The organism is Rhodococcus sp. EPR-157, assembly GCF_001647195.1.
Lineage (GTDB): Bacteria > Actinomycetota > Actinomycetes > Mycobacteriales > Mycobacteriaceae > Rhodococcoides.
This window is the reverse complement of record NZ_LVCV01000424.1, coordinates 1-9,203: the sequence shown is the minus strand read 5'-3', so window position 1 is coordinate 9,203 and position 9,203 is coordinate 1. Positions and strand designations below refer to the sequence as shown.

The following is a 9,203-nucleotide window of genomic DNA, read 5'->3' as shown; positions in this document are numbered from 1 at the left end:
ACCGAGAATCACGCAGTATCGACCAAGAACTGGCCCGACGCACCGACGTCCCCCGAGGGGTGGATCGCCAGGGCTGGTGAGGTTGCGCAGCTACTCGCTGTCGATGCCGTCGCCCGCGACAAGGGCCGCGAGGTCCCCACCGCCGAGGTCCAGCTGCTGAAGGATGCCGGGCTCGTCACGCTGCTCGGACCCGTCGAACACGGTGGCGGCGGCCAAGACTGGCCTACCGCGTACCAGGTCATCCGCACCGTCGCTGCAGCGGACGGTTCCATCGGCCAACTCCTCGGCTACCACCTGCTGTGGTTCTGGGCGGCCCGTCTCGTCGGTACCCCCGAGCAGATCGAGGCCGTCGAAGCCGACGCCACGAAGAACAGTTGGTTCTTCGGCGGTGCCGTCAACCCGCGGGACAACGACGTCGCTGTCACCGACGAGGGTGACACGATTGTCTTCGACGGCGCGAAGTCCTTCTCGACGGGAAGTCGTGTCTCCGATGTCACGGTGCTCGAAGGAGCGTTGCAGGACGGTCAGCATGTGTTCGCGATCGTGCCGTCGAACATCGAGGGGCTGACGTTCCACGACGACTGGGACAACATCGGCTTGCGACAGACCGAGAGCGGCAGCGTCACCATCGACAAGGTTCGCGTCGACTGGGCCAGCGCAGCAGGATTCGTGGACAAAGCCTTTCAGCCCCGCGTCTACAACACTCTCAACGTTCCAACCATCCAGCTGGTATTCGTCAACTTCTATCTCGGTATCGCGCGGGGCGCACTCGAGGAGGCCGCGTCGTACACCAAGACCAAGACCCGAGCCTGGCTGCACAGCACCGTCGACTCTGCCGTCGACGAGCCGTACATCATCGACATCTACGGTGATCTGGCGTCCAAGCTATGGGCCGTCGAAGCGTTGGCCGACGCAGTTGCGTTGGAAGGTAAACAGATTCACGACAATGCGTGGAACGTGACGGCGGAGGAGCGCGGCGGCCACGAAGTCCGCGTCGCGGCGCTGAAAGCGCGGGCGACGGAGGTCTCGCTCGAGATCACCTCGACTGTGTTCGAGGCGCTCGGGGCGCGCGCTACGGCAAGCAAGTACGGCTTCGACCGATTCTGGCGCAATGTGCGCACCCACACCTTGCATGACCCCGTTGCATACAAGCGTCGCGAGGTCGGTCGATGGGTGCTTACGGGCGAACTGCCCGAACCGACCTGGTACTCGTAGAACACGCTCATAGGAGGATAACAATGAGCACCGAAAAGATCGCCGACGCAATCAAATTCGCCTACTGGGTCCCGAACGTCAGCGGTGGTCTCGTCACCAGCGACATCGAGCAGAGAACCAGTTGGGACTACGAATACAACAAGAAGCTCGCGCAGACTGCCGAGAACAACGGCTTCGAGTATGCGTTGAGCCAGGTTCGCTACGAGGCAAGCTACGGGGCCGAATACCAGCACGAGTCGACGAGCTTCAGCCTTGCTTTGCTACTGGCAACGGAACGTCTGAAAGTCATCGCAGCGGTCCATCCAGGTCTGTGGCAGCCGGCGGTGTTGGCCAAGCTCGGTGCCACCGCCGACCATCTGTCCAACGGACGCTTCGCAGTCAACGTCGTCAGCGGCTGGTTCAAGGACGAATTCACCCACCTCGGGGAGCCGTGGCTCGAGCACGACGAAAGGTATCGTCGCAGTGCCGAATTCCTGCAGGTGCTACGCAAGATCTGGACCGAGGACGACGTCGACTTCCGCGGAGACTTCTACCGAATCCACGACTTCACGTTGAAGCCGAAGCCGCTCAATACCCCGGAGCGCCCCAATCCCGAACTCTTCCAGGGCGGTAACTCCTCGGCCGCGCAGGAGAACGCCGGCAAGTACTCCGACTGGTACTTCTCCAACGGCAAGGGCTACGACGGCGTCACCGAGCAACTGGACAACATCCGCCGGGTTGCACGATCGCACGACCGTGAGGTCAAGTTCGGTCTGAACGGCTTCATCATCGCCCGCGACACGGAGAAGGAAGCCAAGGACACACTTCGCGAAATCATCGAGAAGGCGAACAAGCCGGCAGTCGAGGGGTTCAGGGGCGCTGTCCAGCAAGCCGGATCGTCGACGAAGGACGGCAAAGGCATGTGGGCGGATTCGACGTTCGAGGATCTCGTTCAGTACAACGACGGTTTCAAGAGCCAACTGATCGGAACTCCCGAGCAGGTAGCCCACCGCATCGTCGAGTACCGCAAGCGCGGAGTGGACTTGATCCTCGGCGGGTTCCTGCATTTTCAGGAAGAGATCGAGTACTTCGGCGCGAACGTGCTGCCACTGGTCAGAGAGTTGGAATCTGCTTCGGCGCTGGTCGGGGCTGTCTGACGCAAGGGTAAAACACCGAATCGGGTCCGTAGACTAGCGTGGTCTATGGACCCGATTCAGTGCTATTTCAGGAGAGTGTCATGACCTTTTCACCCGAAGGCCCGCGTTCGTCGGGACCCGGTTCCGGCGGTTATGGCAGTGGCTACTCGCCGGAGGGCGCTCGGCCATCGACGCCCGGTTACGGCGGCTACAGCCAGGCCGGTCAGGCCGGTCAGCAGTACGGCGCGCAGCAGCCGTCGCAGCAGCAGCCGTCGCAGTTCGGGCAGTCACCGTCTTCCTCGCCGACCGGGCAGTACACCCCGCCGCGCGCATCGGACCGGCCGTCTCCGCTTCCGCGGATTCTGGCTCTCGTCGTAGCAGGTCTCGGCGTTGTCAGCTTCTTGGTCGGACTGGCCGGACAGTACGAAGTTCCCGGCGAGGCGGTCAATTTCTTCTTCGTTCAGACCGGCGATCCGACGTCGATCGCCCTCCTGCTGGCAGGCGGACTTGTCGCCGCCAGTGGGCTGCTGCCCAAGCAAGCGGGCACGATGGGGGTCGCTGCAGCACTGTCGATAACCGGTTGGCTGGTGCTGGTGTTCCAGGCCTTCAACACCGGTGATGCAGGCCCGATCGGCGCATCCATCGAACTCGGGGTCGGCGGAATCATCGTCCTCGTACTGGGATTCGTGCAATCGGTTCTCGCTGTTGCTGCGACCCTGTTCGGTGCCGGTGTGATCAAAGCGCCGCAGCCGAAGCCGAAGTCGTACGGACAGACGAACTTCCAGGGCTACGGTCAGCAGGCTCCCGGTTACGGTCAGCAGGGCCAGGGTTACGGCGGCTATGCCCAACCGACTCAGCAGAACTACGGCGTCCCCGGTCAGGGCTATGTTCCGCCCAACTACACCGGCCCCTCGCAGAGTCAGCAGGGCCAGCAGAATCAGCCCAACCAGAACACCACTGGTGGCCTCGGCTACCCCGTCGGCACCTCGAAGCCGGAGTCCGGACTCACCGGTCCTGCCGGACAGAACTCTCCGTTCGGTCAGCCCCAGTACGGTCAGCCCCCCGCGGGTTCGGAGGGTTATGGTGCGCCGCAGCACGCTGTTCCGTCGGACGCGCCGAGCGAGCGCACCGACGAGTCCGGGGACGACAGCACACCTCCGTACAGCGCTCCGACGCAAGCGTTCGGCCAGACCTCGCCGGATGAGGACAAGAAGTGAGCTCTGCTCGGCGCGCCTGATCGAACCGGTCGCCGGTTGATGCAACGCTCGTAGCCGATGAGCGCCGTACTGAATCAGGAAAAGAAGCGCACCGGACGCACCCCTCGTCCGCCGGAGCGTCGACAGATCCTTTCGCCTGCCCAGTCCAGAACTTTGATCGGCGTCGCTTTCCGCGTCCCTGGTGTTCTTCTCGCGATCATTACGACGGTCGTGTTGGTGACGCTGGTGTCGGTCAACAGTGAACTCACCGGAACTTTCGGCGCCATCGCAGGTCTGTGGTTCGCGGTTCACCTGGTCCCGCTGAGTATCGCGGGCACCTCGCTCGGTGTCTTCCCGCTGTTGCCCACGTTGGTGGTCGCGGCCGTTGTCGTCCGTAGCGTCGCGAGGACCACGACGGAGACGACCACCCGCCGCGACTGCACGTGGATCGTCGGCGCTGCCGTAGTCGGTCCGCTGGTCGTGACAGCCTTGGCTCTCGCGGTGGCTGCGGATGCGTCCGCAGCGATCGGCTTGTCCAGCCCCCATGCCTTGATCGCGTTCGCGTGGGTGGCGAGCGTGCACGCGGTGGCGGCGGGTATCGGTGTCTGCGTCGGGACCTGGAAATCCGACGTCGTCGCAGAGCGCGTGCCGACGTGGATCGGCGAACTCGTCACGCCGACGATTCGAGCCGCATCGGTTCTGGTCGCAGGTGGCGGGGCGATCGTGCTGGTGGCGATGGTCGCGTCCTGGTCCACGATGGAAATGCTGCTCGAATCCGGCAACGGGTTCGTCGGCGTCCTCGGGCTGACCGTGCTGTCCATTCTCTATCTCCCCAACGTTGTGTTGGGGTCTCTCGCGGTTGCAGTCGGATCCTCGTCGCACATCGGTGACGTGACAGTGAGCATCTTTCAGTCCGTCGGTGGCCCGGTTCCACCGTTGCCGATCCTGTCCGTCCTACCCGAGGGCGCTGCACAGACCGTATGGATGATGATGCTGGTCGTCCCCATCACTGCGGGCATATTCCTCGGGCGTGACTGCGCTCGGCGGTCGGTCGACGTCCACTACGCGCTGTCTTCGGTGTGGCTCGGCGCAGCAGTCGTCGGCCTCTGTGCCCTGGTCCTCGGGTTCGCGGCAGGGGGCAACCTCGGAACCTTCGGAACCGTGCAGGTCACTGTCTGGTCGTTCGGCCTTCTCGTGTTCGCCTGGCTTGCGGTCGTCGGGTCCATCGCCGCGGCAGTGACGGTGTGGCGCGGAGGGTCCAAGGAGCTGCCGGTTCCCGAGGCAGCACCGGTGGCAGCCGTTGCAGTCGCCGCGATCGGTCAGCCCGTCGTCCACGAGGAGCGGGCGGTCGACGCGGAGGTCATCGAGGAGCCGGAACTGGTCGAGGCTGCACCGGCAGTTGCCGACCAGCCCGCCGCCGATCCGGTCGAGGACATCGTCGACGCCGAGGTCGTCGAGGTCCCGGACGACGAGCCGACGAGCGAGGCAGTCGACACCGAGACCGCGGCTACCCCGGACGGGGACGACAAGCCCTGACGGGACCACCCCTGACAGGACCCCGCGACGGCTGCGACTACTGTTCATGCTGCCCCGGTGCGGTACCGACGGGCGTTCCGCCTCGATAAACCAGGAGTAGTGCGCTGACTGCCTCGCGTGAGACACCCGCTCGGGTCGTCGTCCTCGCATCGGGGGCGGGCTCGCTGTTGCTGTCGCTTCTGACGGCGGCAGAGAACGATTCCTACCCTGCTCGGATCGCGGCGGTCGGTGTCGATCGTGATTGCGACGCGGCCCGGCACGCGCACTCGGCCGGCATTCCGAATTTCCGCATCGGCCTGCGCGATCATGCAGATCGAGATGCGTGGGACGCCGCTCTCACCGAAGCCGTACTCGAACACGAGCCCGATCTCGTCGTGACAGCCGGGTTCATGAAGATCCTCGGACCCCGCTTTCTCGACGCCTTCGCCGGCCGGATCATCAACACACACCCCGCGCTGCTCCCGTCGTTCCCCGGAGCCCACGCTGTCGAGGACGCGCTCGCGTACGGCGTGAAACTGACCGGGTCGACGGTTCATCTGGTCGACGCGGGTGTCGATACCGGGCCGGTTCTGGCCCAGGAAGCTGTGCCCGTGCATGCAGACGACGACCGATCGTCGTTGCACGAGCGAATCAAGACCGTGGAACGCAGGCTGCTGGTCGACGTGGTCGCTGCGGTTGCCACCCGAGGTGTTGTCTCCGATGGACGAAAGGCTCACATCCAACCATGAGTGAACGTAAAGCAGTGCGTCGTGCGCTGGTCAGCGTCTATGACAAGACCGGATTGATCGAGCTCGCGACCGGCTTGCACAACGCAGGCGTCGCTCTGGTCTCCACCGGATCGACTGCGTCCAAGATCGCCGACGCCGGGATACCGGTCACCAAGGTCGAGGATCTGACCGGCTTCCCCGAGACGCTCGACGGCCGAGTCAAGACGCTGCACCCGCGCGTGCACGCAGGCGTCCTCGCCGATACCCGGCGACCCGAGCATCTCGCACAGCTCGAGGACTTGGGTATCGAGGCATTCGAGCTGGTCGTGGTGAACCTCTATCCGTTCACCGACACCGTTGCCAGCGGCGCCACCCCCGACGAGTGCGTCGAGCAGATCGACATCGGTGGACCGTCGATGGTTCGTGCCGCAGCCAAGAATCATCCGTCCGTTGCAGTGGTCGTCGACCCGGCTCGCTACGAGGATGTGCTGAGCGCCGTCGCGGGCGGTGGGTTCACCCTCGCGGAGCGAATTTCGCTTGCTGCACAGGCGTTTCAGCACACCGCCGCGTACGACGTCGCGGTGGCGTCGTGGATGAGCAGTGTGCTCGTCGATACCGAGGAGCAGTTCCCCGAGTGGATCGGCGGCACCTGGGATCGGTCCGCTGTGCTTCGGTACGGCGAGAACCCGCACCAGGCCGCAGCGCTGTACGTCAGTCCCACCGGCAGTGGTATCGCGCAGGCAGAGCAGTTGCACGGCAAGGAGATGTCGTACAACAACTTCACCGACGCCGACGCTGCATGGCGTGCGGCGTTCGATCACGAGGCGCCGACCGTCGCAATCATCAAGCACGCCAACCCGTGTGGCATTGCAGTGGGCGCCGACATCGCCGAGGCGCATCGCAAGGCGCACGCCTGCGACCCGGTCAGCGCGTACGGCGGCGTCATCGCGGCCAATCGTGAGGTGACGGTCGACATGGCCGAGCAGGTCGCCGAAATCTTCACCGAGGTCATCGTCGCACCGTCGTACGCGGACGGTGCGCTCGGAGTTCTGCAGCGCAAGAAGAACGTTCGTGTCCTACTGGCAACGCCCCCGTCGCCGCAGGGGGTCGAGCTCAAGCCGATTTCCGGTGGGACGCTGATGCAGCAGCGCGACGCGATCGACGCCGACGGCGACAACCCGGCCAACTGGACCCTCGCCGCCGGTGATCCTGCCGACGCGCAGACCATGAAGGACCTCGAATTCGCTTGGCGCGCAGGGCGTGCGGTGAAGTCCAACGCGATCCTGTTGGCCAAGGACGGCGCATCCGTCGGTGTCGGCATGGGGCAGGTCAACCGCGTCGACGCCGCACACCTGGCAGTTCAGCGTGCGGGCGACCGCGTCGAGGGTTCGGTGGCGTCCTCGGACGCGTTCTTCCCGTTCCCCGACGGCTTGCAGGTGCTCCTGACTGCCGGCGTGAAAGCCGTCGTGCAGCCCGGTGGGTCCGTCCGCGACAACGAGGTCATCGCGGCAGCTCAGGACGCCGGGGTCACCCTCTACCTCACGGGTTCTCGGCACTTCGCGCACTGACCTTTCCGCCGAGTTCGAGGTTATGTACGGATTCTTGTAGAAATCGTGACCCAACTTCGATCTCGGCGGGGCTCAGACTGGCGCACCGCCTGCACGCAACGCGTCGCGGATTCGGGCCACGAGAGCAATTCCGCCTCGCCGTAGTTGCTGTGCGCTGACCCGAATCACCTTCCAGCCAAGTTGCTCCAACCGATAAGTCCGCTCGATGTCCCATGCACGCTGTTCCGGGTTCAACCAATGGTGTTCGCCGTCGTACTCGACTGCGACCTTCCACCTCTGCCATCCCATATCGATTCGCGCAATTACTTTGCCGTCGGCTCCTTGCACCTTGATCTGGGTTTCGGGCCGGGGAAGTCCGGCGTCGTGAATCAACAACCTCAGCCTCGACTCCTGGGGCGATTCGGATCCGCCGTCGGCGATCTGGAGAACCTGCCGCAGCTGCACGATGCCACGGCTTCCTCGGTGCTTGTCGGCGAGCAGCGCGACGGTGCCCGACTGCAGTGATGTTGCGTTGCATAGTGAGTCGACCATTGCCAGAGCGTTCGCGAATGTTCCCTTTCGGCCCAGGTCGAATGCGGTTCTTGCGGCACTCGTGACGGATATGCCATCGATCGTCTCTACTTCACCTGTCAGAAGTTCATCTGCTCTGATCAGAATGGCTGCGTACGGCTGTCGGTGTTCGTGCCAGATCAGTTCGGCCTTGTGCTCCGCGGAAATCCACTTGCTTCCGTGCAGAGCCGCCGCGCTCGGTCCCGCAACGACGGCTTTCCCCCTCGAGTACACCGATGCGGCGCACGCCCTCGTTGCTGCGTCGATCTCGCAGGGGCGTCGCATATAGACGTCACGGTAGATCTTCAGGTAGTCGCGACGAAGTTCGGCGCGGGTGAGGAGCCCGTCCCTCACTGCCTCAGATCCGAGGAACGGTGCGTTGTCCATCCATGAACGATCACAGGCCACGTGTCGCGTTTCTCGGCCGATTGTCGATCTGTGGATGAACGAATATTTCATCCACAGTCGTCGAAATCGAAGCTATGTACGGGGGATTGTGCTAGCCCGTCGCCCAGATCGAGGTTAGGGCGCAAATTCGCACACAATCGCGTCATAGCTTCGATCTCGGCGGAAGTGCGAACTCGACGAGGGTGCACAAACGTGCGAACGCTCGTAGCGTGGAGAGGTGACCTCTACCCAACCTGGCATCACCACCGTCGGCGAGCTGCGCGCGTCCGGACACGTGCAGCGTTCCGTCAAAGACGAACTCCGGGAAAATCTGCTCGACGCTCTCCGTGAAGGACGCGATGCGTGGCCGGGGATACTCGGCTTCGACAAGACCGTGCTCCCGCAGTTCGAACGCGCGATCCTTGCTGGTCACGACGTCGTTCTGCTCGGCGAACGAGGTCAGGGCAAGACTCGACTGCTCCGCACGCTTCATCTCCTGCTGGACGAGTGGTCCCCGGTCATCGAGGGCTCCGAGCTCGGCGAACATCCATACGAGCCCATCACCCCGGCGAGCATGCGGCGGGCGAAGGAATTGGGCGCGTTACTTCCCATCGTGTGGCGCCACCGCAGCGAGCGGTACGCCGAGAAGCTCGCGACGCCGGACACGTCGGTCGCCGACCTCGTGGGCGACGTCGACCCGGTCAAGGTTGCCGAGGGACGCAGCCTGGGTGATCCCGAGACCATTCACTTCGGTCTGGTCCCGCGCAGCCATCGCGGAATCGTGGCGATCAACGAGTTGCCCGACCTCGCCGAGCGCATCCAGGTCTCGCTTCTCAACGTCATGGAAGAGCGCGACATTCAGGTCCGTGGCTACACGCTGCGGCTGCCGCTCGACGTCGTGCTCGTGGCGAGCGCCAACCCCGAGGACTA

General features: G+C 64.2%; 8 protein-coding genes. 7 read left to right on the top strand and 1 reads right to left on the bottom strand.

Features of this window, described 5'->3' with window-relative positions; all coding sequences use genetic code 11:
* From A2J03_RS19820 to purH, 6 genes are all read left to right on the top strand, one after another.
* Positions 1 to 1,215, top strand: a 1,215-nt coding sequence (locus A2J03_RS19820) for an acyl-CoA dehydrogenase family protein (RefSeq protein ID WP_442971380.1), incomplete at its 5' end; no start/stop codon positions are given.
* Positions 1,216 to 1,238: 23 nt separating this feature from the next.
* Complete coding sequence (sfnG, locus tag A2J03_RS19815; protein ID WP_068377397.1) at positions 1,239 to 2,351, top strand: dimethylsulfone monooxygenase SfnG; 1,113 nt, start codon at positions 1,239 to 1,241, stop codon at positions 2,349 to 2,351.
* 80 nt (positions 2,352 to 2,431) lie between these two features.
* Positions 2,432 to 3,547 (top strand): DUF5336 domain-containing protein, encoded by a 1,116-nt coding sequence (locus A2J03_RS19810; RefSeq protein WP_068377407.1) that lies wholly within the window; start codon positions 2,432 to 2,434, stop codon positions 3,545 to 3,547.
* Positions 3,548 to 3,604: 57 nt separating this feature from the next.
* On the top strand, positions 3,605 to 5,062 hold the full coding sequence (locus A2J03_RS19805) for a cell division protein PerM (protein WP_231912625.1): 1,458 nt from the start codon (positions 3,605 to 3,607) through the stop codon (positions 5,060 to 5,062).
* 104 nt (positions 5,063 to 5,166) lie between these two features.
* On the top strand, positions 5,167 to 5,790 hold the full coding sequence (gene purN, locus A2J03_RS19800; protein WP_082897956.1) for a phosphoribosylglycinamide formyltransferase: 624 nt from the start codon (positions 5,167 to 5,169) through the stop codon (positions 5,788 to 5,790).
* Positions 5,787 to 7,337: a bifunctional phosphoribosylaminoimidazolecarboxamide formyltransferase/IMP cyclohydrolase gene (gene purH, locus A2J03_RS19795; RefSeq protein ID WP_068377394.1), complete on the top strand. Its 1,551-nt coding sequence runs from the start codon at positions 5,787 to 5,789 to the stop codon at positions 7,335 to 7,337. The genes purN and purH overlap by 4 nt, the downstream gene beginning before the upstream one ends.
* A gap of 72 nt (positions 7,338 to 7,409) precedes the next feature.
* Here the strand turns inward: purH and A2J03_RS19790 are convergent, their stop codons facing one another.
* Entirely contained in the window at positions 7,410 to 8,273 is an 864-nt protein-coding gene (locus A2J03_RS19790; RefSeq protein ID WP_068377399.1) for a DUF559 domain-containing protein, read from the bottom strand.
* Between the two features lie 238 nt (positions 8,274 to 8,511).
* Between A2J03_RS19790 and A2J03_RS19785 the strand changes: the two genes are divergently transcribed.
* On the top strand, positions 8,512 to 9,203 hold a 692-nt coding region (locus tag A2J03_RS19785), incomplete at its 3' end, for a sigma 54-interacting transcriptional regulator (protein ID WP_197480871.1).